This window comes from Streptomyces sp. NPDC127119 (assembly GCF_042677425.1).
Taxonomy (GTDB): domain Bacteria; phylum Actinomycetota; class Actinomycetes; order Streptomycetales; family Streptomycetaceae; genus Streptomyces.
In genome coordinates, this window is record NZ_JBHXTO010000044.1 from 1 (window position 1) to 26,537 (window position 26,537).

At 72.8% G+C, this 26,537-nt stretch carries 11 protein-coding genes; 3 read left to right on the top strand and 8 right to left on the bottom strand.

Annotation, left to right across the window (positions count from 1 at the left end):
- Window positions 1–75 precede the first annotated feature (75 nt).
- The 4 genes from ACFVH5_RS20355 to ACFVH5_RS20370 form a co-directional block, all read right to left on the bottom strand.
- Window positions 76–1,335 (bottom strand): S8 family serine peptidase, encoded by a 1,260-nt coding sequence (locus tag ACFVH5_RS20355; protein WP_385835047.1) that lies wholly within the window; start codon window positions 1,333–1,335, stop codon window positions 76–78.
- The gene (locus tag ACFVH5_RS20360) at window positions 1,332–4,649 is read right to left on the bottom strand and encodes a right-handed parallel beta-helix repeat-containing protein (protein WP_385835048.1); all 3,318 of its coding nucleotides are present in this window, start codon (window positions 4,647–4,649) and stop codon (window positions 1,332–1,334) included. Before ACFVH5_RS20360 ends, ACFVH5_RS20355 begins: the two co-directional genes overlap by 4 nt.
- A gap of 165 nt (window positions 4,650–4,814) precedes the next feature.
- Window positions 4,815–6,092 (bottom strand): ricin-type beta-trefoil lectin domain protein, encoded by a 1,278-nt coding sequence (locus tag ACFVH5_RS20365; protein ID WP_385835049.1) that lies wholly within the window; start codon window positions 6,090–6,092, stop codon window positions 4,815–4,817.
- Window positions 6,089–6,940, bottom strand: a complete 852-nt coding sequence (locus ACFVH5_RS20370) for a type VII secretion system-associated protein (RefSeq protein WP_385835077.1) — start codon at window positions 6,938–6,940, stop codon at window positions 6,089–6,091. Before ACFVH5_RS20370 ends, ACFVH5_RS20365 begins: the two co-directional genes overlap by 4 nt.
- 455 nt (window positions 6,941–7,395) lie before the next feature.
- Between ACFVH5_RS20370 and ACFVH5_RS20375 the strand changes: the two genes are divergently transcribed.
- The 3 genes from ACFVH5_RS20375 (at window position 7,396) to ACFVH5_RS20385 (ending at window position 21,808) form a co-directional block, all read left to right on the top strand.
- On the top strand, window positions 7,396–8,550 hold the full coding sequence (locus ACFVH5_RS20375; RefSeq protein WP_385835078.1) for a mannose-binding protein: 1,155 nt from the start codon (window positions 7,396–7,398) through the stop codon (window positions 8,548–8,550).
- A 280-nt stretch (window positions 8,551–8,830) separates the two neighbouring features.
- Complete coding sequence (locus ACFVH5_RS20380) at window positions 8,831–20,827, top strand: amino acid adenylation domain-containing protein (RefSeq protein WP_385835050.1); 11,997 nt, start codon at window positions 8,831–8,833, stop codon at window positions 20,825–20,827.
- Window positions 20,828–20,887: 60 nt separating this feature from the next.
- Window positions 20,888–21,808, top strand: coding sequence for a helix-turn-helix domain-containing protein (locus ACFVH5_RS20385; RefSeq protein WP_385835051.1), 921 nt, complete (start codon window positions 20,888–20,890; stop codon window positions 21,806–21,808).
- 68 nt (window positions 21,809–21,876) lie between these two features.
- Here the strand turns inward: ACFVH5_RS20385 and ACFVH5_RS20390 are convergent, their stop codons facing one another.
- The 4 genes from ACFVH5_RS20390 to ACFVH5_RS20405 all read right to left on the bottom strand — a co-directional run bounded on the left by ACFVH5_RS20390 (window position 21,877) and on the right by ACFVH5_RS20405 (window position 26,528).
- A complete protein-coding gene (locus ACFVH5_RS20390) occupies window positions 21,877–22,692 on the bottom strand; it encodes an SAM-dependent methyltransferase (protein ID WP_385835052.1) in 816 nt (271 codons plus the stop codon).
- 159 nt (window positions 22,693–22,851) lie between these two features.
- On the bottom strand, window positions 22,852–23,892 hold the full coding sequence (locus tag ACFVH5_RS20395) for a sugar kinase (protein ID WP_385835053.1): 1,041 nt from the start codon (window positions 23,890–23,892) through the stop codon (window positions 22,852–22,854).
- A 192-nt stretch (window positions 23,893–24,084) separates the two neighbouring features.
- Window positions 24,085–25,137 carry an L-idonate 5-dehydrogenase gene (locus ACFVH5_RS20400; protein ID WP_385835054.1) on the bottom strand — a complete coding sequence of 351 codons (1,053 nt, stop codon included), beginning with the start codon at window positions 25,135–25,137 and terminating at the stop codon, window positions 24,085–24,087.
- Complete coding sequence (locus ACFVH5_RS20405; protein ID WP_385835055.1) at window positions 25,134–26,528, bottom strand: MFS transporter; 1,395 nt, start codon at window positions 26,526–26,528, stop codon at window positions 25,134–25,136. Before ACFVH5_RS20405 ends, ACFVH5_RS20400 begins: the two co-directional genes overlap by 4 nt.
- Between the last annotated feature and the right edge of the window lie 9 nt (window positions 26,529–26,537).

Sequence of the window (26,537 nt, forward strand, 5' to 3'; positions counted from 1 at the left end):
CCCCTTTTCAGGGGCGCGGGGAACGGCGCAATCTTTTTGCCTTGAGGGGCGCGACCCGCACCCGACAACCCGCCGTCAGTCCCCGTCCGCGTCCACGACAACCCGCTTCGCGGAAGGCCCGGCGGCCCGCCACCCCCGCGCCCGAGCCCTCGGCAGAGCAACGGCACCCCACAGCACGGCGAGCACACCCCCGGTCCCGAGGACCACGAAGAGCGTGGCCCGGTCGGTGGCCCGATCGGCCGCGGTGGTGTCCCGCACGGTGACGGGATCAGCGGCCCGCTCGCCCCCAGCGGCCGCGTCGGAGTCGCTGAGGACCGTGGTGACGGCGGCGTAGGCATCGAGCTGCGGGGTGTCCGCCGGATACGCGGTCGCGGTCAGCCGGCGAGCGACGTCGTCGGCCGAGTCGTCGGGCCGGGCGGCCCGGACCACCGCGGCGGCCCCGGCCGCGTAGGCGGCGGCCACCGACGCACCCGCACCGAGGTAGTGCCCGTCACCGCGCGGCCCGCCGGAGACCACCCCCGCGCCGGGCGCCGCCAGATCGACACCGCTGGTGGCCAGGGCGTTGTCCGGGCGGGCTCCGGCGGGAAGCATGTCGGCGACCGACAGGACGCCGGGTTCAGCGGCCGGCCAGTAGCTGCGGGGCGCGATCTCGTCGGAGGCTCCGGCCCCCCGGGGCGGATCCGGCGTGGCCGCGGCCACCACCACCGCCCCCGCCCGCCGTGCGTCGGCGACCGCACGCGTCAGTTCCGCGTCACGGCGTGGCAGAGCCACGGAGACGGCGATGACGTCGGCATCGGCCTCGGTCGCCGCGCGTACGGCCGCCACGACCAGGGCGGAACTCGCCTGGCCGCGCTGGTCGGTGCCCCGTAGAGCCAGGATCTTCGCGCCCGGGGCGACACCGGTCAGCTGTGCGCCGCCCCGGCCGGCCCCGGCGATCAGTCCGGCCAGGAAGGTCCCGTGGCCGACGCAGTCGTCACCTGCCGTGCCCTGGGCGGTGACCCGGCCGTCGAGGCCCTCGGCCCCGGTGTCCACCCCGGTGTCGATCAGGGCGACGGTCACCCCGGCACCGGTGCTGTAGCCGTGCAGCCGGTCCAGATCGAGGCGCTGGCGCGACCAGTCCTGCTTCTTCGCCTTCTCGCGGGAGGCGGGCGTGCAGGGCGCGTCCGAGTCGATCGAGGAGGGCATGCCGGGCAGTTCCTGGCCCTTCTTCCCGTCGGCCGCCGGAACGCGCGTCAGGGGCGCCGCCTGGGCCGTGACGGCCGTGGGCAGCAGCAGGGCGGCGACGCAGCCGACCCCTGACAGCAGACGGGCCGCCTCGCGGGCGGAGGCCCTCATCGGGGCATCGCCTTCGGCGCCACGGTCACGACGTCACCGGGAAGGAGGATGCGCAGGTCGTCCAGGGTAGGAGCGGCCAGCGAACTGAGCCGTCGTGCCTGGCTGGTGACCATCGTCTCGACCACCTGGCGGGCCAGGCGGGCGTTGCCGAAGGACCGGTCCCGGGGCAGCGATTCGAAGTACTCCTTGAGCAGCGGGCCGGTGCCGGGGCCGCACTCGTACCCCATGTTCGCGGCCTGTGTCCGCACGATGGTGACCAGTTCCTCGGAGGAGTAGTCGGCGAAGCCGATCCGGCGCGGGAAGCGCGAGGACAGGCCCGGGTTGGAGGCGAGGAAGCGCTCCATCTCGTCGGTGTAGCCGGCGACGATGACGACCACCTCGTCGCGGTGGTCCTCCATGAGTTTCAGCAGGGTGTCCACGGCTTCCTGGCCGAAGTCGGCGCCGCCGCCCTTCGGGGTGAGGGTGTACGCCTCGTCGATGAACAGCACGCCGCCGCGGGCCTTCTCGAAGACCTCTCGGGTGAGCTGGGCGGTGTGGCCGATGTAGCGGCCGACCAGGTCGGCGCGGGCCGCCTCGACCAGCTGACCCCGCTGGAGTATGCCGAGCTGGGTGAGGATCTCCCCGTAGAGCCGGGCGACGGTCGTCTTGCCCGTACCGGGCGGGCCGGTGAAGACCAGGTGGTTGCTGAGCGAGGGCACCGGCAGCCCGGCGGCGGCCCGGTGACGGGCCGTGGTGATGAGGTTGACCAGGTCCGCGACCTCGCGCTTCACCTCGGACAGGCCGATCATGTCGCCGAGGCGGGTCAGCGGGTCGTCGGCCGGGGCCGCGCTCTCGGCGGCACCGGTGACGGCGGTCGCGGAGACGTCGTCGGGCAGCAGCAGCCGCAGATCACGCTCACCGACCTGCTGCTGGGAGGCGAGCCGGACCGCCTGTCTGTCCACCATCTCCTCGAACACCCCTCGCGCGGCGCGGCCGTTGCCGAAGCCCGCGTCCCGTGGCATCGCCTCGAAGTGCGCGGCGAGCGCGGCCTCGGTGCCCTCCCCCAGTTCGTACTGGTGCTGGGCGCACATGTTCTCCATGATCGCGACCAGTTCGGGCACCGAGTAGTTCTCGAACTCGACGGTCCGCGAGAAACGCGAGGCCAGACCCGGGTTGGAGGCGAGGAAGGAGTCCATCTCGCGGGAGTAGCCGGCGGCGACCACCACCACGTCGTCGCGGTGGTCCTCCATCAGCTTCAGCAGGGTGTCCACCGCCTCGCGGCCGAAGTCGGCGCCGCCGTTGTTGCTGTCCGAGGTCAGCGTGTACGCCTCGTCGACGAACAGCACGCCGCCGAGTGCCCGCTGGAAGGTCTCGGTGGTCTTGATGGCGGTACCGCCGACGACCTGCGCGACCAGGTCGGCGCGGGAGACCTCCACGAGGTGCCCGCTGCGCAGCGAACCCAGCTCGGCCAGGATCGACCCGTAGAGGCGGGCCACGGTGGTCTTACCGGTACCGGGCGGGCCGGCGAAGATCAGGTGGCGGCTCATCGGCGGGGCAGACATGCCGAGCTGTTCGCGGCGCTGGGCGAGCTGGGTCAGGTTGACCAGCGTACGGACCTGCTGCTTGACGTTCTCCAGGCCGATCAGCGCGTTCAGGGCGCCGAGCGGGCCTTCCGGGCGGTCCGCCGCGGGCCCGTCCGCGGCGCCGGAGCCCGCGGGGTCGGTGTTCTCGGCGCTGCCGGAACCCCAGGCGTCCCGCTTGCCGTTGCCGTTGCTGTTCAGGCCCTCCACGGCCAGCCGCTCACCGGGAGCGGTCTGCACCAGGCCGCCGCCCTCGTTCTCCCGGGCGAGGCAGTTCACCAGGGAGACCGGCGCGGTGGACTCGATCCGGAAGCCGTCCTGGGCGCCGCCGGAGACCTCGCAGCCGCTGAGCGAGGCGAGCGCGCCCTCGCGCAGCAGGAATCCATGGCCTCTGGGGGCGTGCACCGAGGTGCGGTTGGCGGTCAGTTCGCCGCCCGCGGCGACGACCACGCCCTCCTCGCCGGATATCTCGATACGGAAGTCGCGGACGGTGACGTTGCCGCCGTCGTCGACGACCAGGCCGTTGGTGGTCGTGTCGGAGACTCCGCCACCGGCCAGGTAGAGGGTGCTGCCGGAGGCGACGCGTACGCCCGCGCCCTTCGGCCGGACGATCTCGCAGTCCTCGGCGCGGCCCCGGGCGTCCTTGGAGAGCACGATGCCGTCGCCGGAGGGCTCCACCAGTCTGGCCCGGCGCAGCAGCGGGTTGGCGCCGCCGCGCACAGCGATGGCGGGCGAGCCGCCGATCACCTCAAGGTGGTCGAGTTCCGCCGCCGAGTCCTCCTCGAGGAGCAGCCCGGTCTGGTCGCAGTCGCGGACCGTCAGGCCGGTCAGGGCCGGGGAGGCCGCCCCGGCGACCCGCAGGGCGGCGCCTTGCGCGCCGTCCACCCAGCAGTCCTCGAAGGTGCCGCGCGACCGGTCGGTGACCAGCACGCCGTGTCCGCGGGTGCGCGAGACACGGCAGCGGCGCAGTGTCGGGTCGGTGCCCTTGGCCAGGACGATCCCGTTCCCGGACGAGCCGGTGACGCGGACGTCCTCCAGCGTCGTACGGCCCGCGCTGCTCAGGTGCACACCGGTGCTGGTGTCGTGGACCACCGTGCGGATCACCGAGAGGGAGCTGTTCTCCTCCAGGGCGATGGAGGGTTTGTCGGTGGAGGAGATGTCGCAGTCCTCGACGGTGCCGCGGGATTCGCCGTTGGCGAGCAGGCCGTTGCCGCGGGCGTCGCGGACCGTGCAGCCGCGGACCCGTGCCTCGCCCTGCTCCGCGAGGACCAGGCCGCTGGTGCCCAGGTGCTCGAAGGTGCAGGACTCCACGGTGGTGGGCGTGGTCGAGGTGACCACGATGCCCGCGCCCTGCGAGTTGCTCACCCGGCACTCGCGCAGCGCGATCGAGCCGGTGCCCCCGGCCAGCAGCGCCGTCCAGGCGGAGCCGATGATCTCGCAGCCGTCGAACGCGGCCTGTCCGCGCCGCACGTCCACGGCGGGCTGCTCGGCGTCGCCGCCGCGCAGGGTGAGTTCGGAGACCATCACGGCATCGGCGCGCAGCGCGAGCACACTGCCCGAGCGCGGCCGGATCTCCACGGTGCCCCGGCCCTCTTCGGCAGTGAGGGTGACCCTGGTGTTGATCACCAGGTTCTCCGCGTACGTCCCGGGCCGGACGCTGATCAGCGCGCCGGTACGGGCAGCCGAGAGTGCCTCACCGATCGTCCGGTAGCGATCCCGGTCCCCCGGACCGACCGTCAGTACCTGGCGCGACACGCACCAACCTCCTTGCCACGGGGGCTTCATCTACGGGCGCCCCCTCACCGGGGGCGCGTGTCGGTGAAACCGACGGTGCCATCATGCCTCGCCCTGGGGCGGGCGGGTGCCGAGAGGGGTGCTCCCGGGCTCTCCGGGACCCTCTCGGGCTGCGGGCGCCTTGTCTCAGACGCTCCACTTCTGGTTGTCGGTCCCCGCGCAGCTCCACAGCTGCAGCCAGGCACCGCTGCCCCGGTTGTTGTCCTTGATGTCGACGCACTTGCCGACGACGGTGTTGACCAGGTCGTGGCTGGCGTTCAGCACGAACTTCTGGGCGGCGTTGCCACTGCACCGGGCGATCTGGATGGGAGTGCCGTCGTTGTAGTTCGCATTGGCCACGTCCAGGCAGAGGCCCTTGATGCGGACGGTGCCGTCGGAGGCGAACTGCCATTTCTGGGCGGCCCCGCCGTTGCAGTCCCACACGAACAGCTTCTTGCCGTCGCCGAAATCACTGCCCGGTACGTCGATGCACTTGCCCGAGAGATGACTGCGCAGGGAGACGGGGGCGCTGAGGGTCACACCCGATCCGGCCTTCGTGCCCTGACTCTTGCCCCCACCGGACGTCGTCTTCCCGCCGCTCTGCTTCGCCGGCTCGTCCTTCTGGCCGGAGTCCTTCCCGGCGGCGTCCTTCCCGGCCCCGCCGCCCTCCTTGCCCTCGCCCTTGTCCTTGCCCTCGCTCTTCGCCGGGGCGGACGTGGCGGCGTTCTGGGCCGACTTGCCCTGCTCGACGGGGTCCTTCTTCCCGTCGCCCGCGGACCCGGCGTCCGGGGAGGTCTGCGCGAACTCACCGGGTACGTCCTGGGCGTTGCCACCGAGCACGGTTCCGGCGGACGCCGGTCCCCTGCGGTCCTTGTCGTCGTCCCCGCCGAGCATCAGCAACGGCACGGACACGAGCAGCGCGCCCGCGACGGCGGCCCCGGCCAGCACGGCCTTGCCCGGCCGGCCCACGGGCCCGGTCTGCTGCTGCGGCCGGTCGATCGCGGTCGCCGTCATGGTCCGTACGAGCGCGGGGAGACGGCTCTTGGCCGCGGCGGCGGCACCGGGGTCGGCCTCGGAGTCGGTCCCGCCCTCGGAGTCGTTCCCGGCTTCGGGCTCGGTCCCGGCCCCGGCTTGCGGCTCGTTCCCGGCTTCGGGCCCGCCGGTCCTGCCCTGGGGGGCCATCCCTTCGGCCTCACCGGACTTCGTACCGGCCTTCGCCGCCGCGGGCTCGGGCGTGCGCTCCGCCTCGGGCGTGCGCTCGGCCTCGGGCGTGCGGCCCGCCTTGGACCGGGGCTCGGGCGCGGCGACGGCGGCAGGGGCGGGGGCGGCGGTCGCGGCCGTCTCCTCGCCACCAGAAGCGGCACCGGAACCAGAACCGGCATCCGCACTCGGGGAGGCAGGGGGCTGCTGGGTCGAACGTGTCACGGGGTCCTCCCTGCGATGTGGGGGCTGTGGGGGTGAAGTTCAGGAGAACTGTCGGTGGAGGGTTCGCCGGAGGAGACATCGGAGGCGGCATCCGAGGATGCGGCCCCAGAACCCTCCGTCGTCACGGCGTCCGCCGCGGCGGCCTCCTCGACGCCCGGTCCGCGTTCGGGACCGAGAAGACTGTCCGCCGGGACCAGCAAGGGGGCCGCGGCTCCGGCGTTGACCATCAGCTGGGTGCCCGAACCACTCAGTGATCTTGCCAGTTGCCGCGCCGGAAGCCTGCCATGACGAAGTACCGGGGACATGAACTCGTGTGCCGGTGAGGTGAACAACAGCACCACCGGCGCCCCGTCCTGCCCGGTGCCCGTGAGCGGCCCGCCGTCCGGCGCGCGCACCACGGTCACCTCCGCCTCGGCGAGCGCAGCGAGTGCCTCGTCCACCGAGCCGTAACCGGTGGCGGCCCGTTGCGCCGCCGCGTCCACCGGGTCGGTGGGCTCCGGCCAGCCGAGCACCTGGGCCGAGGGCCGGTACGCCGGGTTGGCGCGGTACTCGCCCACGCCCCCGCTCTCGTCCGACTGCCACTCCCCCAGGACCGCCCACTCCGGCGGGGTGCGCTCCTCGGTCCACTCCGGGTCGACCACCCCGATCCAGTGACCGGGAGCCCGGCGGGCGGCGGCCCGTACGGCTTCGGGTATGTCGGGGTTGTCCGAGGTGTTCACGGTGTTCGTCGCGTCCGATGCGTCCGTGACGTCGGCGACAGGTGATTCGGGGACGGCGGTCCCGCCGGAGCCGTCGGGCATCACGGGCAAGGCGTCGTGCCTGCCCTCCTGCCGTTCTCCGGGCCGCATCTTCACCTGAACTCTTCGGTCCGTACGGATTCCTGGGTGCCGCACCACACGCGCGCACGCCGATGCCGATATCGATCAGATCGGGGAGCCAACAGGATGCCACACGAGCCCCACGCGTGGGGCGTTGGGGCCGACCCGTATCGGGCGACCGTGTGCCCGTTTGCTGTCCGGATGGAGAACTTTCCGGGAGCAGTGAGGCGTGGGTGGACAAAGCGCAGGGGCGGTTGGGGCTGAGGGTGCTGCTGTCGCCCCTGGGACGGGCTAGGTTGGATCTGCCATCGGACCCGTCCACGTACAAGTGCCCTGTACCGCCTTGTACACCTGCCTTCCCTCCGGACGTCCAAGCCAGGACCGTACGGGAAGGCCTCGCAGCTCAGGAGGGCGTCGGATCGGCCCAGCCGTTGTTCGGGCCGGTGCCCACCACCGACAGCTCCGCCACCGAGGAGGAGTACCGCATGTCCCCCCAGCACCACACCCCCGGCGCGAAAGCGGAGGGGGCCGCCGCCGGCGCGGAGGAGGCCGAGTCCGCACCCGCGTCCCCACCCGCGTCGTCGTCGGCACCGGACGAACGAGCGCCGGCACCTGCCGAGGCCGCTCGGACCACTGCCGAGACCTCCGAGGCCCCGGAAGCCCCGGAAGCCTCCGAGGCGAACTCAGGCGCCGCCCCGGCAGGGAAGAAGGGCACCACCCCGGACCCGGAGAGCGCCACCGAGCCGGACGCCGAGACCGGCACCGCGCCGGCCGGGCAGACCGCCGGCGCTCCCGCCACGCCGTCCACCCCGGCCGGTTCCCCCACCCCCACCGCCCCTGTGGAGCCCTCGTCCACGGCGGAGACCACCGGGACACCTGAGGCGCGCACGGAGGGCGTCGCCGTGGCGACGGCCGTCGCGACGACCCCGCCGGGCACGAAGACCGGCACCGGCGTCAACAACGGACGCCCCCGCAAGCCGGTCCTGGCCGGGGCCGCGATCGCCGGCGCCGTCCTGATCGCCATACCGCTGCTGCTGGCCGGGAGCGCGCAGGACGACGGGCGCCCCGACACCAAGGGGCTGGCCGCCGACGGTTCCGACACCGTCCTGAACGCGAGCTCCGCCCCCGCCGGCCTCGACGACTACGTGGCCGAGAAGCCCAGTTCGTCCCCGCGCAAGGAGAAGCCGAAGAAGACCGAGGCTCCGCAGGTCGTCCCCAAGGCCGTCGCGCCCGTGCCGGAGACGAAGACGAGCAGCCCGGCCGCGAAGAAGTCGAAGTCCCCGGCCAAGGACAAGCCGAAGGCGGCCCCGAAGCCGAACTGGGGCACCAAGACCGTCTACGCGACCACCGTCCTGCAGGCGGGCCAGTCCTGGAGCACCAACCGCATCCGCATGATCATGCAGGGCGACGGCAACCTCGTCGTCTACAACGAGAAGAACAAGCCGATCTGGGCGTCCATGACCTTCGGCAGCAACCACCGGGCGATCTTCCAGGAGGACGGCAACCTCGTCATCCACAACGGCGACGACCGCCCGATCTGGGCCTCCAAGAGCCACGGCCACGCGAACGCCCAGCTGATCCTGCGAGCCGACGCGAAGGTGGTCATCCTCCACAACGGCGGAGTCATCTGGTCGACCTGACCGCAGCGGTCGCCGCCCCCTGTGCGGCCGTCACCCGGCTGACCGCCTCGTAGCCCGCCATCAGGCCCCTGCGCCCGCCCCCGAACCGGGGACGGCCGCGGGGGCCTGTGGCTTGCGGCCTGCGACTCGCGGCCTGCGACGTGCGACCTGTGGCCTGCGACTTGCGGGGGCCCATGTACTGCTCATACTTGTCTCCCCGCAGCGCGCCGCCTCCCCTTCTTCGCGCGCGGACGCTTCGCTCAAGCACCAACAGCTCGCCCACGCACGAACGAACGGACTCATGACTCCTCCTGAAACCCTCCTGGACGTGCTGCTGGACGCCGCCCACCGGGCACCTGGACAAGTCGTCGTCCACGTCCGCGGGGACGGCGGCGAAGTGGCCGTCACCTTCCGGCAGCTCCTCGAAGAGTCCCTCCGGGTCGCGGGCGGCCTCCGTGCGGCGGGAGTCGCCCCGGGCACCTGTGTGCCACTGCTCGCGGACCGCAGCGAGGACTTCCAGCCGATGTTCTGGGGTGCGCTGGCGGCCGGCGTCGTACCGGTGCCGCTCGCGCCCGACGCGCGGCGGGTCGGCCCTGTGTGGGAGCACCTCGGCCGTCCGCCCGTCGTGGTGGACGCGGCCTGCGCGGACGTGGCCGGCGAACTGCCGGGCCCTGTCGAGGTGTTGCGGCTGGAGACCCTGCGGGAGTGCCCCACTCCGGCCGCACCCGCGACGCCCGCACCCGACGACCTGGCGTTCCTGCAGTTCTCGTCCGGCAGCACCGGCGCGCCCAAGGGCGTGGAACTGACCCACGCCGCCGTGGTGGCCAACCTGCGGCAGATAGTGGCCGTCTCGGCCCTGTCCGAGCAGGACGTCCTGGTCAGCTGGATGCCGTACTTCCACGACATGGGTCTCATCGGCACCCATCTGGCACCGCTGGCCTCGCGGACGAAGCAGGTGAAGATCGGCCCGCTGTCGTTCGCGAAGAACCCGCGTCTGTGGCTGGACGTGACCGCCCGGCACCGGGGCACGGTCCTGTCGGCCGCCAACTTCGCGCTCGCGCTGACCGTCCGGCGCGTACCCGACGACGTACTCGCCGGACTCGATCTGAGTCCCGTACGGCTGATCCTGGTCGGGGCCGAACCCATCTCCGCGACGGTGTGGAGGGACTTCACCGCCAGGATGCGTCCCGCCCGGCTGGACCCGCGGGCGGCGACACCCGTGTACGGGCTGGCCGAGGCGACCTTGGCGGTCACGTTCCCGCCATTGGGCGAGGTGGCGGTTCCCGTCACCCTGGAGCGGGCCGCGCTCGCCCGGGGCGTGGTCGTGGAACGCGAGCCGGGTGGTGACGTCGTGGAGGTGATGGACGTCGGCCCGCCCGTGCCGGGCTGTTCCGTCCGGATCACCGACGACGCCCGCCGGCCGCTGGGCGACCGGCGGGTGGGTCACATCGAGGTACGGGGTCCGCAACTCGCCCGCGGTTACCACCGGCTCCCGGAGACGACGGCGCTGTCCTTCGCCGAGGACGGGTGGCTGCGGACCGGTGACCTGGGGTTCCTGCGGGACGGCCGGCTGTGCGTCAGCGGCCGTCACAAGGATGTCCTCTTCCTCAACGGCCGTACCTTCCACGCCCCGGACATGGAGGAGGTCGCGGGCGCGAGCCCCGGACTGCCGCCGGGCAGCCCGGCGGTGATCGGCTCGACCGACCCGGTGACCGGCGCCGAGCGGGTGGTGGTCTTCGTGCCGTGGGCCCGGCCCCCACGCGGTGCCGCCGAGGTGCTGGACGGGGTCGCGCGCCGGATCCGTACCGCGCTGGGGCACGACGACGTACGCGTACTCGCGCTGCCGCCGTCGGCGTTCCCGCGCACGACGAGCGGCAAGCTGCAACGGCAGCGGATGCGGGCGCGGTTCGAGGAGGGCGCGTACCTGCCCTCGGCATCGTCCTCGTCCCCGCCCCAGTCCTACGAGATCCATGAGGCTTCCGGAGCCCCCGCGGCTCCCCGCTCGTACCCCGCCATGCGGCAAGTGGTGCGCAGTGCCTGGGCCCAGGCACTGCGTCTGCCGGAGGCGTCCTTCCGCGACCGGGACCGCTTCTCCGAGCTGGGCGGCACCTCGCTGAAGGCCATGGAGGCACTGGCCCAGTTGGAAGAGTCCCTGGGGGTCACCCTGGGCCCGACCGTGATGCGCCAGGACACCGTCGCGGCGCTCACCGACCATCTGCTGGACACGGCGGAAGAAACCAGGGCGCCGCACACGTCGCCTACGGACGAGCCGTCGGTTCCGCCCTCGCCGCACGACGCGTCGTCCGCGACGGCTACAGCTATCGTGGCGATGGCCTGCCGCTTTCCCGGCGCGAGCACGCCGGAGGAGTTCTGGGAGCTGCTGACGGCAGGCCGTGACGTCGTCACCGAGCTGCCACAGGACCGTTGGGGCACCACTGACACCACTGGCACCACTACTGACACCGCCGGCACCGCCCGGCCCGGCCGTTGGGGCGCCTTCCTCGACGACCCGGACGCCTTCGACGCCGCCCACTTCGGCATCGGCGACGAAGAGGCCCGTACGCTCGACCCGCAGGCCCGGATCTTCCTCGAACTCGCCCACGAGGCCCTGGAACGCGCCGGTTACGCCGGACCCCGCCGACGCGGCGTACGGGTCGGCGTCTTCGCCGCGGTCGGGGACAGCGGCTACCGCCAGGTCCTCGCCGACTCCTCCCCCGCCCTCGTCCCGTCCGCGACAGCGCTGACGGGCAATCTCCCCAACCTCGTCGCCGCCCGCGTCTCGCACTGCCTCGACCTGGACGGCCCGGCCCTCGCCGTGGACACCGCGTGCTCGTCGGGCCTGGTGGCGCTGCACCTGGCCCGTCGCAGCCTCGCGGACGGCGAGTGCGACCTCGCCGTCGTCGGCGGAGTCAACCTGCACCTCACCCCCGACGGGTACGAGGCCCTGGAAGCCGCCCAGGCCCTCTCCCCCACCGGCCGCAGCCGCGCCTTCAGCACGGCCGCCGACGGATTCGTACCCGGCGAGGGCGGCGCGGCCCTCGTCCTGCGGCGCGCGCAGGACGCCCACCGGGACGGCGACGACGTCCTCGCCCTCGTACGCGGCACCGCCGTCAACAACGACGGCACCTCACTGAGCCTGATGGCCCCCAATCCCCTGCGCCAGCGCGAGGTCATCACGCGCGCGTACGAGGTCTGCGGCGTCGATCCGGCATCGGTGACGTATGTCGAGGCGCACGGGACGGGGACGGCCGTCGGGGACCCCATCGAACTGCGGTCCCTGGCCCACGCCTTCCCGCCCCGCGCGGACGGCCGACCGCGGTTGCTGGGCTCCGTGAAGACGAACGTCGGACACCTCCTGAACGCGGCTGCCCTGCCGTCGCTGGTGAAGGTGGTCCTGGCCTTGCGGCACGGCCGGCTGCCCGCCTCCTTGCACCACTCGCCGCCCTCGCCCGCCGTCGCCCGGTCCGGATTCTCGCTGGTCACTGACGCAGACACGTGGTGGTCGGCCGGCCCTCGCAGGGCCGGTGTCAACGCCTTCGGCTTCGGCGGCACCAACGCGCACGCCGTCCTGGAACAGGCATCGCCCCGCACGGCCCACGAACCGACCGGCGGCGACAGCGGCCCGCACCTGCTGGCTCTCTCGGCGAACAGCGCGGCCGGGTTGGACGCCTGGGCGTCCCGGCTCCTCGACCATCTCCACGAGCACCCGGAGTCGGACGAGGGTGACGTGTGCCGGGCGGCGGCCATGGCCCGCGACGAGGGTGTGCATCGCCTCGCCGTCGTGGCCGAGGGTGACCTGCGCGAACGCCTCGCCGACGCCGTCGCCACTGCCACGGCTCGCGGTGGCGACCGGCTGCCGGGCGTGGTCGGCGGGACGGTGACGAACCGGCCGCGGACCGTCTTCGTGTTCCCCGGCCAGGGCTCGCTGCGACCGGGCCAGGGTGATGCCCTGTACGCCACCGCACCGGTGTACCGCGACACGCTCGACGAGGCGTCGGCCCACGTCGGCGCGGTGCACGGGCGGGAGTTGACGGCCTGGTGCGTCGACCCCGAGGTGGAGGCAGGCGCCCAGGCCGCCACCGAGGTGGCCCAGCCGCTGCTGGTGGCCCACGGGGTCGCGCTCGCCCGGCAGTTGCGTGCCTGGGGCGTACGGCCGGACGCGGTGGTCGGACACAGCGTCGGGGAACTGACCGCAGCGTGCGTCGGCGGAACGCTGTCGTTCGCCGACACGCTCGCCTTCGCGGCGGAACGCGGACGCCTCATGGGCACGGCGACCCCGCCGGGCGCGATGGCGTCGGTGCGCGGGGCCGACGAGGAGCAGGTGGCGGCGCTGCTCGCGGCGGCTCCCGAGGAACTGGCGGTCGCCGCGTACAACGGCCCCGGCAGGCTGGTGCTCTCCGGCGGCCCCGACGCGGTCGAGCGGGCCGCACGGGAACTCTCCGCGCGAGGCGCCTCCGTACGCGCGCTGAACGTCTCCCGCGCCTTCCACTCACCGCTGATGAAACCGATCGCCGCCGCACTGGTTACCGCAGCAGCCCGGTTGAAGGTCACAGCTCCCGGCACTCCCGTGCTGAGCACGCTCACAGCCGAGTGGCAGCCACGCCTGGACCCGGACCATCTGCGCGCACACGCCCTGCGGCCGGTGCTGTTCGGGCAGGCGGTGACCCGGCTGCTCGACGAGGGCTACGACACGTTCGTGGAACTGGGGTCGCGGGACGACCTCGCCGGTCTCGTACGGGCGACCGCCGCCGCGCGGGAGCCCGCGGGCAGGAACGGCTCCGGCAGGGACGTCCTCGTGATCTCCGCGCCTCTTGGGCCGGAGCGTTCCGGAGCACGGAAGGGCGATGTCCCGGGCGGGGCACGCCAGTTGCTGGAGACCACGGCACACCTGTGGGCACGCGGCGCGTCACCGGACCGTACGGAACCACTCGACAGCGCCGCGGGCCGTCGGCGGATTCCTCTGCCGCCCTACCCCTACCAGCGGCGCCGCCACTGGCCCGAGGCGGCGCGGCCCGGCCTGCTGCATCACGTCACCTGGCAGGAGACGCCCCGGTCGCCGCAGAACGCGTGCGGCCCCGTACTGGTGACCGGCCCGGACTCGACGGCCGTGTACGACCTCACCCAGCGCCTCGCGGACCAGGGTGTGCAGACGGACGCGGACCCCGAAGCCCGTCCGCAGGCGGTGATCCTGCTGGCCGGGCCCGCCGCTCATGGCACGTCCGCCGACATCGAGCGGATCCAGCGCGAGCTGGTCACGGCGTTCCACGAGGCGCTGACCCTGTTCGACCTGACCGGGGCCGGTCGTCTGCTCGTCGTGACCGAGGACGCGCACGCCACCGGGCACGGTCGCGAACGGCCGAACCCGGTCCAGGCGGTACTGGGCGGCCTGACGTCGGCCGTGCCGTCGGAGTCCACCGGAGCCCTGGCCAACTGGGTCGACCTCTCCTCCCTCGACGACCCCGAGCAGCGCCTGCAAGCCGTCCTCAGCGAGGTGACGGCACCCCGGGCGGCCGGTGCCGTCGCCTGGCGGGACGGACAGCGGCTGGTACGGACCATCGCCCCGCGAGCGGCGGAACCGTCCGGCGTCCCTGACCGGCTGCCCGCCGACGGCACCTTCCTGATCACGGGCGGCGCCGGGGGCCTCGGCTCCGCGCTCGCCCGTGAACTCGCCGGGCGCGGCCGACCGGTACTGCTGCTCACGGGCCGTTCCCCGCACCCGCCCGCGGGCCTGCTGGAAGACCTCACCGAACTCGGCGCCGACGCCCGCTACCACCGGGCCGACCTCACCTCGCGGGACGACGTCGAGGCGCTGATCGCCGAACTGCCCGCGCCGGACGCCGTCTTCCACGCGGCCGGAGTCGTACGTCCCGGAAGCCTGCGCGGGACCAAGGTGGAGGAGACGATGGAGGCGCTGGGCGTGAAGACGCTCGGCACCCTGCTGCTGTCCGAGGCCCTCACCAGGCACGGCCACAGCCCCCAGGTGTGCGTGGCGTTCTCCTCCGTCTCCTCGGTACTGCCGGGGCTGGCCGGAGCGCTCGGCGCCTACGCCGCCGCCAACGCCTTCCTCGACTCCTTCGCGGGCGCCGAGCGGCAGGCGGGGCGGCCGTGGCTGTCGGTGAACTTCGGACCGTTCGCCGGGACGGGTCTGGCCGCCGCGTTCGCGGCCGATGCCCTTCCCGACGGAGGCGGCCGACTCCTGGCGACCGCCCCGGCGTTGGCGGCGCTGCGGACCGCGTGCGGCACGGATCAGGCCCAACTGGTCCTCGCCGACCGGCCGACAGACCGGCCGACGGACAGGCCGAACCGATCTCGCGCCCAACTGCCGGGTACACGCACGCCATTGGACGAGCCACGTCCTGCTGCCGACACCGTCCCGTCCCTGTCCGGCACCGCCGCAACGCTGCGGGAACTCCTGGCACAGTCGCTGAGCGTCCCTGCGTCCAGCGTCGACGACGACGCGCCGTTCCTCTCCCTGGGGCTGGACTCGCTGGGCGCGGTCGACCTGGTCAAGCGACTCGAACGCAGGACGGGACGGTCGCTGCCCGCCACGCTCTTCTTCGAGTACCGGACCGTACGGGAGCTGGCCGCCCACCTGGACGCAGACAGCGCCCCGGTTGCCACGGAGGCAGAGGCGGAGGCGGAGGCGTCCGCCCCCGTACCCGTCACGGACTCGGCCCCCTTCGCCCTCACCCCCGTACAACTGGCCCTGCACACCAGCAGCCGGCTGCATCCCGGCGTCCCGGCCCGCGGTCATCTGCGGCTGACGGTCCGCGGTCCTCTGGACACGCACGTACTGGGTCAGGCGCTGGCCGGTCTGGCCGACCGGCACGGCATGCTGCGCCTGCGCATCGACGATCCGGGCACGGGATCCACAGGTCCCGTGCAGCGGCTGGCTCCGGCCGCTCCGCTGTCGACCTGGTACGAGGTCCGCGAGTGCGCCGCCGAGCAGGTGACCGACCTCGAAACGGCCCTCTGCAACCGGCCCTTCGACCTGGCGACCGAGCCGCCCGTGAGGGCCGTGCTGCTCGTTCAGGAAGCAGGTGTCGCCCATCTGCTGCTGGTGGTCCACCACGCCGCGGCGGACGGATACAGCCTCAACGTCCTGGCCGAGGAACTGTGGGCCTCGTACACCGCGCTGTGGCGAGGAGAACACCCGCGGCCGACGCCGGACGCGCCGAGCTTCGCGCAGTACGCCCGCACCACTCGCTCTTCCGTGACCACCGCGTCGGACGCCGACCGCCGCTACTGGACCGGGCGCCTGGCGGCACACGGGGCCGGGCGGGGCGACCGGCTGCGGCTGCCCTACGACGGCGATCCCGACGCACCCCCGTCGGGCCCGCTCGTACAGCACTACGGCTCACTCGACGCGGCCCTCACCGCCGGACTGGAACGGCTGGCCGCCGCACACGACGTGTCCCTGTTCCACCTGCTGCTCGCCGCGTACGTGCGCTGCCTGTCGCGCTGGACCGGCCGGCGGGACATCGCGGTCAACGTGGCCCGCGGCCGACGCGAGGATCGCTTCCCCGACGTCGACCGGCTCATCGGCCCGCTCGCCGACACTCTCCCCCTGCTCTGCAACACCACCCCCGACGAACCGGTCGTCGCGCTCGCGCAACGGCTGCGCCGGATCTGGCTGGAGAGCGAACAGCACTCCGGGCTGAGCAGCCTCGACCTGGCCGCCCTCCTGCCGGGCGGCGGCCCCCGTACGGCGAGCCCGGCGGGCTTCAGCTTCGCCCGCTTCCCGGCACGCATGGCGGCCGACTGCCCGGTCGAGGTACGGGCCGACGCGGCCGGTACCGGCTCGGCCGCGACCCGGCTGAGCCTGCTGTGCTGGGCGGACGAGTCGACGCTGCGCATGTCGTGGAACTTCCCGTTGCCCCTGTTCGCGCCGAGCACGGTGGCGCGTCTGGACGGGGAGTACCGCGACGAACTGGCCGCAATGTGCACGCCGTTCACCGAGTCTCCTCGGGTGGCCGGGACATCACACGGTGTCGTCGGCCGACTCCTCCGCCAGTCCCGCTCCACACCCGACGCCACCGCGGTGGAAGCCGACGGCACGATCCTCACCTACGCGGCACTCGACCGCGCCTCCCAGCTCCTGGCGACCCGCCTGCACGCCGAAGGTGTACGCGCGGGTGACCTGGTCGGGCTGCTCACCGAGCCCGGCCCGGACACCGTGATCGGTGTGGTCGGCATCCTGCGCGCCGGGGCCGGCTGGGTCCCGCTGGACGCGACGTACCCGCCCGCCCGCCTGGCGGACCAGCTGAAACGCGCGGACGTCTCCACCGTGGTGTGCCATGAACCGACCGTGCGAGTAACGAAGTTGCTCGGCAACGACGGAGTGCGTGCGGTCCGCGCCGACGGCTCGCCGGACCCGCGGACCGACACCGCAGTGCCCGTCCCCGCGCCCGTCTCGGCTCCCGACGCGATCGCGTACGTCATCTTCACCTCGGGCTCCACCGGCCGCCCCAAGGCCGTGCCCATCACCCACGAGGCGATGGAGAACTACCTCGACTGGGCCATCGGGACGTTCGGCTACGGCCCCGACGACCGCCTCGCGCAGACCGCGTCGCCGTGCTTCGACGCCTCGGTACGCCAACTTCTCGCACCCCTGCTGGTCGGCGGCACCGTGGTGCCCGTACCCCGGGAGCTGCTGCGCGATCCCGAGCTGCTGCTGGCGTACGCGGAACGGACACGGATCACCGTGTGGAGTTCCGTCCCGACGCTGTGGGAGCAGTTGCTGTCGGCCGCCGAGCAGCGCGTACGGCGGGGAGCGGGGCGGCCGGACCTGTCGGCGCTGCGGTGGGTGCACGTCGGCGGGGAGGCCCTGTCCGCCGCGCATGTACGCCGGTGGTTCGACCTGTTCGGCGACGGACAGCGCATCGCCAACCTGTACGGCCCCACCGAGACGACCGTCAACGCCACCTGCCACCTCATCACCACGCGTCCGGCCGACGACGTGCGGACCCTGCCGATCGGACGGCCGGTCACCGGCACCGACCTGGCGGTGGTCGACGCCGACGGCACACCCTGCCGCCCGGAGGAACCGGGCGAACTGCTGATCGGGGGAATCGGACTGACCCCCGGCTATCTGGGCCAACCCGATTTGACCGCACGGGCGTTCACCGTGCGGGACGGACACCGCTGGTATCGCAGCGGCGACCGGGTCCGGCTGCGCGCGGACGGCGTTCTGGAGTTCCTGGGACGAACCGACGACCAGGTGAAGATCCGCGGCAACCGCGTCGAGACAGGAGAGGTCGAGGCAGCTCTCCAGACGCATCCCGGGATCGCACAGGCGTCGGTGGTCGCACGCGAGGGGCGGCTGCTGGCGTTCGTCACCGCCCGACCGGGCGCCGGACAGCCCGAACCGCCGCACGTGCGACGCCACTTGGCCGGTCTCCTGCCGCCGTACATGGTCCCGGCGCGGATCACGGTGATGGACCGACTGCCGCTCAGCGGCACCGGCAAGATCGACCGCCGTGCGCTTGCCGATTCCCCCACGGCTCCGGTGCCTGACGTCGGCGGCAAGGCTCTCCCCGCCACTGACACTGAGCGTCAATTGGCCGCGATATGGACCGAGTTGCTGGACGTCGACTCCGTCTCCCGCGAGGACGACTTCTTCGACCTGGGCGGCGATTCACTGCTCATCCTCCAGGTGTTCGTCCGGCTCGGCGAGGTCAGGCCCCACCTGCCGCGCCCGACCGTGGTCTACGACAACCGCACCCTCGTGAAGCTGGCCGCCGCGGTGGACGCGAGCGGCACAGAGCGGCACCCGGCGCCCGCACCGACCGCACCGACCGCACCGACCGCCACAACGGGCCACGCGGCGCCCTTCCCCGTCACACCGGCCCAGCGCGGTTTCCTCCTCGCCGAAGCCCTCTCACCGGGAGGAAGCGGTTCCTGGCCCGCACGGCTGCGGCTGTCCGGCCCGCTCGACCCGGAGGTCTTCCAGGCGGCGGTCGACCTGCTGGTGGAACGCCATGGCATGTTGCGTACCGTCTTCCCCGCCGGCGCCCGACCGCCCGTCCAGCAGGAACTCCCGCCCTCCCTGCGCCTGCCGGTCACCTTCGAGACCCTCACCGGCCCCACCGAGGTCGACGAACGCGCGGCGGCCGAGGCGCGGCGGCGCTTCGAACCATGGGCCTGGCCGCTGCTCCGGCTCCGGGTCCTCACCCTCACCGAGCACGAACACGTCCTCCTCGTCCACGCGCACCACCTCATCGGCGACGGATACAGCGCCGCACTCCTCGTACAGGAACTGACGTCGGTCTACGACCAGTTGGCCGCGGGGAACGCTCCCGGACCACCCGCACCCCGCGCGACCTTCCGTGACCACGCGCTGCTGTCGGCAGAGCCGGAGACCGGCACCGCGCCGGATGCGGCGGAGCGCCGGGCCCTGGTCGACGCCCCTTACCGTCAGCCCGTCCTGCGCGTCACCGACAAGGACGACGGCACGGACTTCGTGTCGGCGGGGTTCGCACTCGACGCCGGGCAGACAGCGGCCCTGCGGGCGCTTGCGGCGAAGGCGGGAGCCACCCTGTACGCGCCGCTGCTGACCGCGTACCACCAGCAGTTGGCGCAGCTCACGGGTCAGGCGGACCTGATCGTCGGCCTGGCGGTGAGCGGTCGCGACCGGGGTCTGACCCTCGACGCGCACCGGGTCTTCGGTCCGTTCGCCACTGCCGTTCCCGTACGGCCGGCGGTTGCACGGGCCGGCGGACAGGCGGAGGAGTTCGGCGCGGCCCTGAAGCGGATCGTCGCCGAGGCCGAACAGGCGCGCAGGCACGAGGACATCGTGCCCCGCAACGCCGACGGACTGCCCCTGACCTCGCAGTTCTTCTTCACCTATCTCGACTTCTCCGTCCTCGCCGCTCCGCACGGGCAGTCGTTGACGGCGTCGTGGGAGGACGGGGACGGCGCGTTCGCCCCGCCGTCGTCCGCGACGGACGTGTTCCTGGCCGCACGCCCGGAGGGCGCCGGACTGCGTGTGACGGTACGAGGGGCCGCCGCGGCCTTTTCCCTCGCCGCGCTGGAGGACTTCGCAGGGGCGCTCCGGGAACGCCTCACCCGCGCCGCGAACCCGCATGCCGTGCGGCCACGCAGCGCGAGCCGGCCGGCAGGGTCCCCGGGATCGATGGACGCCGCCCTGGTCGGCTACCTGCCCACCCCCGGCCACCTCGCCCGGCTCGCGGGCCTGCCCGAGGACGCCCTGCCCCGGGAAGACCTGCGCGCGATGCTGTTCCCCGACAACGCCCCACGCCTGCTGGAGACGGTCCACACCCCCCTCGGCAGGTCGGGCTTCGTCTGCGTACCCCTCTTCTCCGACGAACTCGCCCGCGACCCGGCCCTCGTGGCGCACACCGCCCGCGCGGTGGCGCTCGCCTCCTCGCGCGGAGCCCGGTGCGTCTCCCTGGCGGGCATGATCCCCTCGCTGACCGGCTACGGCTTCGACGTACTGCGGTCCGCGAACCTCGGACCGGGATCGGCCGCCGTGACGACCGGGCACGCGGCGACCGTCGTCTCGGTCGTCCGGACCGTGCACGCGGCACTCGACGCCACCGGAAAGGGCCTCGCGGACCTCGACGTCGCCTTCGTCGGACTGGGCTCGATCGGCACGGCCTCCCTGGACCTGCTGCTCACCCGGGCCACCCGCCCGCAACGGCGCCTGCTGCTCTGCGACGCGCCCGGCAGCGGTCCACGGCTGCGGCAACTGGCAGAGCAGTTGAAGGAGCGCGGCCTGGCCGTCGCGGTGGAGGTGGTGGATTCCCGGCCCGGACTGCCCGACACCGTCTACGGGGCCGACCTGCTGGTCACAGCGGTGAGCAGCACCCACACGCTCCTGGACGTCGACCGGCTGGCACCCGGCACGATCGTGGTCGACGACTCCTTCCCGCACTGCTTCGACACCGGGCGGGCGCTGGCCCGGATGCGGGAGCGCCGGGACGTACTCGTCCTGGGCGGCGGGCTCCTCCACCTCGGCGACCTCACCCGCGAGACCGCCGAAGGGCTGCCTGCAGCGGCGGCGGCCGGATACCTCGCCCAGCCATGGCTGGCAGGAACCCTCGCCTCCTGCCGCACGGAATCCCTCCTGCGCGCGGCAGATCCTCAACTACCGCTCGTACAGGGCCTGGTGGACGAAGCGGCGGCCCTCGCCTACTGGCAGGCCACCGAACGTGCGGGCGTGACGGCGGGGCCCCTGCACCTGCTCGGCCACACCGTCGGACCGGACCCCCTGGCAGGTGCGCGTGAGACAGGAGCCGACTCCCGAGTTCAAGATCATGTACAGGACAGCCTCTAAGATGGCCGGGCACAGTGTTCGGATGCGCGCAGAGTTGCGTTCAGCGCAGGGAGACTGCCCATGGGCACCACAGAGGCCGTAGGTTCACCGTTCGACAGCAGTGTCTCCGACCACAGAGTTCAGGACGGCCAGTCGGCCGGTCCCGTGATGCCGCGTCTGCTGCTGGGCGCACGGCTGCGCTCACTGCGGGAGGAGAAGGGAATCTCCCGTGAGGCCGCGGGGCACGTCATCCGCGCCTCCCGGTCCAAGATCAGCCGTCTGGAGGCGGGCCGGCACGGCTGCAAACTGCGGGACGTGGCCGATCTGCTCACGCAGTACGGAGTGACGGACGAGGACGAGCGCGCCACCCTGCTGGCGTTGGCCGAAGAGGCCAACACCCCCGCCTGGTGGCACTACTACAGCGATGTGGTGCCCCCGTGGCTGCAGACCTACCTGGGGGCCGAACAGGCGGCGAGCGTCATCCGCTGCTTCGAGGTCCAGCGCGTACCCGCTCTCCTGCAGACCCCCGCCTACGCGCGCGCCTCCCTCCGGCTCGGCCACCCGGACGCGGACGCGCAGGAGATCGAGCGGCGCGTCACGCTGCGCATGGAGCGCCGGCGGGTTCTGCACCGGAATCCGCCCGCCCAGCTGTGGGCGGTGATCGACGAGGCGGCGCTCCGGCGCCCGGTGGGCGGCCTCGACACGATGCGCGCCCAGCTCAGGCATCTCATCGAGATCTGCCGGCTCCCGCAGGTCACCGTGCAGATCATCCCGTTCCTCGCCGGCGGTTACGCGGCCGAGGGCGGTCCGGTCACCGTCCTGCGCCTGCCCGGCGGTCAACTGCCCGACGTGGTCTGCCTCGAACAGCTGGCCACCGCTCTCTATCCCGACAAGCCGGCCGAGATCGAGCGCTACTGGGACGTCATGAACCGCCTGGGGCTCGAAGCCGAGTCACCGGAGGAGACGCCCACGCTCCTCCACCGCATCCTCCAGGAGACCTGACCTCGCCGGTGAGCCGTCGGCCGGCGCTCGTCGGCGTCGGCCGGCGCTCACCGGCCGACGGGTCCGGCTCAGCGCTTGAGGCCGACACCGCCGTACTGGTGCACCTCGGCGGGCAGGCCCAGGGCCTCGGTGTCGGGACGCCAGCGCGAGCAGGACGCCACACCCGGTTCGAGCAGCTCCAGACCGTCGAAGAAGCCCTCGATCTGCTCCGGGCTGCGCAGGATGTACGGGATCGAGCCGCCCTCGTTGTACTGCTGGATGGCCTCGACGTACGCCTTGCTGGTGTCGGTGCTGTCGTACTGCACGAGGTAGCTGCCGGACGGCAGCGCGTCCACCAGCTGCCGCACGATCGAGCGGGCCTCGTCGTAGTCCTCGATGTGGCCCAGGATGCCCATCAGCATCAGGGCGACCGGCCGGTCGAAGTCGAGCGTCTTGGCGGCTTCCCGCACGATCGTGCCCGGATCGCGCAGATCGGCGTCGACGTAGTTGGTGACACCCTCCGGGGTGCTGGTGAGCAGCGCGCGGGCGTGGGCCAGCACCAGCTTGTCGTTGTCGACGTAGACGATCCGGCTCTCGGGCGCCACCCGCTGAGCGATCTGGTGGGTGTTGTCCACGTTGGGCAGCCCGGTGCCGATGTCCAGGAACTGCCGGATGCCCTCCTCCGCGGCCAGATGACGGACGGCACGGGCGAGGAAGTACCGGGCGGCACGCGCTCCGGTCTCGATACCGGGGAAGACGGCGCGGAACGCGTCGCCGGCCACGCGGTCGACTTCGTAGTTGTCCTTCCCGCCCAGCCAGTAGTTCCAGATCCGGGCCGACTGCGGCACGGAGGTGTCGATCCTGGAGAGCGCCTCCGGCTCGGAGTTCTCTGCCTGGTCAGTCATGGACGCTCCTGTGCGTACGTGTGCGCGGGCGGGGTGCGGATCACGGAACCGTCGAACGCCGGTCCTGGGCGCCCACGTTATTCCTCACACCTCGGCTCATGTGCACCACCGGCCCCAACGCACTCTGTTCGGCCACTCGTTGGCTCATTCGGTGTCTTCTCAGCGTCGGACCGTGGCGGCCCACGCGTCCTCGTCCAGGGCGAGGCAGCGGTCGGTCTCCGTACGCGACGGCATGTCGGGCACGTCGTCCCGGGTCCGCAGCGCGGCGGCGGCCGCCAGGTGGCCGAGGCGCAGCCGGGAGCGTTCGTCGCGCTCCTCCAGCACTCCCGTCACATAGCCGGCCGCGAACGCGTCGCCCGCGCCGACCGGTTCGACCACCTTGGTGGGCAGGGAAGGCACGAACGTCCGCAGACCACCCGCGTACGAGGTCGCTCCGTGCTCGGCGTCCTTGACGACCACGGCGGGTGCGGGCGCGAGCAGTTCCGCGATGTCGTCCGGGCGGGCGGTGCCCCACAGTTCCTCGGCCTCGTCCCGGCCGACGAACACGATGTCCGCGGCACGGGCGAGCGCCAGCAGACTGCGTGCGGCGTCCGTGGCGTCGTGCCCTCCCCGGCGCCAGAGGGCGGGGCGGTGGTTCACGTCGAAGGAGACGAGCGGACCGGGCGTGGCACGGCCGTCCCGGCCGACGAGCAGCGCCTCCAGCAGACGCGCGCAACTGTCGGAGAGGGCCGCGGCCACCCCCGACAGATGCAGGATCCGGGCCCGGCGGAGCGCGGGATGCCGAGCGAGGTCCGGCCCCATCGCGGAGGCCGCGGAACCGCCTCGGTAGTAGTACGTACGGGTGTGGCCCGGGCCGGATTCCGGGTCCGGGGCCGGGTCCTTGAAGTAGACGCCGGTCGGTCGCTCCGGATCGGTCTCCACGGCGCTCACGTCCACGCCGCGCGCGGTCAGTTCGGCCAGGATGCGGCGGCCGAACGGGTCGTCGCCGAGCCGGCTCAGCCAGGCGGCCCGGCGCCCGAGTCCGGCGAGGGCACAGGCGACGTTGGACTCGGCACCGCCGACGGCCATGCTCAGCACGGACTGCTCGGCGAGCGGGCCGGCGTCCGGCGGGCCGAGGACGGCCATCGTCTCGCCGACGCACATGACGTCGGCCGCCCGCTCATGACGGTCGGCGGCGCGGGGAGGGGGCGGCAGGGACACGGGCTTCTCCTGGCGGATGGCGGACGGGGGACGGCGGACGTGGCTGGGAGGGCTCGGAGGGCTGGGAACGCACTGGGAGGGGTGGAGGGGGCCGGAAGGGGGCGGCTGTGGCGTACGGCGCCCATGGTTGGCGGTTCGAGCGAGGCAGCGGTTTTGCGGTTCAGCGGTTGGGCGGCTCAGCGCCTCAGCGGCTCAGGCGGAGCTCAGCCGCAGCATGACCTTGCTGCTTCCGCTGCCCGGGTCGGCGGCGACGGTGAGCGCCTCCTCGGCCCGTTCCAGCGGGAAGCGGTGGGTGATCAGCGGAGTCACGTCCAGCCCGTCCGCGAGTGCGCGCAGCGCGTCGTCGATCTCCTCGACGAAGCGGTACGAACCGATCCAGGTGATCTCGCGGGTCACCAGGTCGCCGAGGGCCGCCGCCACGGCCGTACCGGGCAGGTTGCCGACCTGGACGAGGGTGCCGCCGCGGGCGGTGGCCCTCAGCACCGGGCCGAGCGCGGCCGGGGCACCGGACGCCTCGAAGACCACGTCCACGTCCTCGGGCAGCACCTCGCCTGCGGAGAGGTCGCGTGTCTCGTCGGCGCCCATGGCGCGGGCCACGGCGAGCGAGGACGCCGACAGGTCCGCGGCGATCACCCGGCCCGCACCGCGGTAGCGGGCCGCGGCGACGACCAGCGAGCCGATCGGACCGCAGCCGTTGACCAGGACCGTACGGCCGCGCAGTTCCGGGACCCGGCCGACGGCGTGCAGCGCGACGGCCAACGGCTCGGCGAGGGCGCCCTGTTCGGTGCTGACGCCGGCCGGCAGCGGCCGGATCTGGGCCGCGTCGACCGTGCGGTACTCGCTGAAGCCGCCGTCGGTGTGCGGGTCGAAGGCGGCCGAGCCGAAGTAGCGGACGCGCGGGTAGAGGTTCGTCCGTCCGGCGAGCCGTTCGGGCAGGACGCCGTCGCCGACGAGGCGGGCCGGGTGGACGGTGACCGCCTGTCCCACGCCGAGTCCGGTGACTGCGTCGCCGAGTGCGGCGATCCGGCCGGCGAACTCGTGCCCGAGCACCAGCGGATGGGCGAGCGATGCGGTGCCGGACGCGCCCTTCTTCCAGTACGCGATGTCGGATCCGCAGATCCCGCCCCACTCCACGGCCAGCAGCACCTCGCCCGCGCCGGGTACGGGCCGGGCCCGCTCGTCGACGCGTACGTCGTCGGGGCCGTGCACCACGACCGCCCTCATGCGGGGGGTGATCGTCTTCATACGGCGTCCTCCAGCCGGACCAGGTCGCGTCCGCGTGTCTCGGGGGCGAGGTACGCGCTGACGAAGGTGATGAGCGAGTAGACGATGAGCATGGCGGCGATGGGCCACCAGCTGTCGGTGACGGCGGTGAGCGTGGCCGCGAGGACCGGGCCGATCGCGGTGGCGAGGATGCCGCCGATCTCCTTAGAGAGCGCGAGCTGGGTGAACCGGGTGCGGGAGCCGAAGAGTTCGGCCATCGTGACGCTTTCGAGCGAGAACAGTCCGAGGACTCCGACGTTCAGACCGAGGACCATGCCGAGCATCACGCCCGGGGTCGATCCGGAGGTGATGAGGAGCATCACAGGGAAGGCGAGGACGACGGTCAGGGCGGAGAGCGCGAGGTAGATCGAACGGCGTCCGAAGCGGTCGCCCAGCAGACCGATCAGCGGCACGGTGGCGAAGCCCGCCAGCGAGCCGTACACAATGGCGTCCGTCGGTACGGACCGGCCGACCGCGAGGTTGGTGGCGATGTAGCCGACGAGGAACGTCTGCATCAGACCGGAGTTGCCCGCCTGGCCGAAGCGCAGGCCCAGCGCGAGGAAGAACGCCTTGCCCTTGCGCTGCCGGATGCCCGCCGCCAGGACACTGCCCTGCTGCTCGTCGGCCGTGGCGATGACGGACTCGACCTCGTCACGCGCCAGCGCCACACCGTCGACGACATCGGGTCGCTCCTCGAAGACCGGGCTCTCCTTGAGGCTGCGCCGCACCCAGACCGCGAAGATCATCAGGCCGAAGCTCAGCAGGAAGGGCAACCGCCAGCCCCAGGAGAGCAGTTGATCCTCGCTGAGCACGGCGAGCAGGATGGCCCACAGGCCCGACGCGGCGAGCGTCCCGGAGTTCGTGCCGAGCGACACCAGCGAGGAGATCAGGCCGCGCCGCTTGACGGGCGCGTACTCGGCCAGCATGACGGTGGCCCCGGCGATCTCGGCGCCCGCGCCGAACCCCTGCACCAGCCGCAGGGCGACGAGCAGGATCGGCGCGAGGATGCCGATGGTGGCGTACGTGGGCAGGGCGCCGATCAGGGTGGTGGAGGCACCCATCAGCAGGATGGTGATGTACAGGACCTTCTTGCGGCCGAGCCGGTCGCCCATCCGCCCGAAGTAGACGGCTCCGGCGAGCCGGGCCACGTATCCGACGCCGTACGTGGCCATCGCGGCGATGAGTCCGATGGCCGGGCTGACGTCCGGGAAGAAGATCTTGTTGAAGACGATCGCGGCGGCCAGCGAGTAGAGCTGGAAGTCCATGAACTCCATGGCCGTACCGAGCCAGCCCGAGACGGCGGCGCGGGTGAGATCGCGGGTGCTGCGCTGGGCGGAAGGCGTCTGCTGAGCGGCTATGACGCTGTCCTTCATCGTGAACTC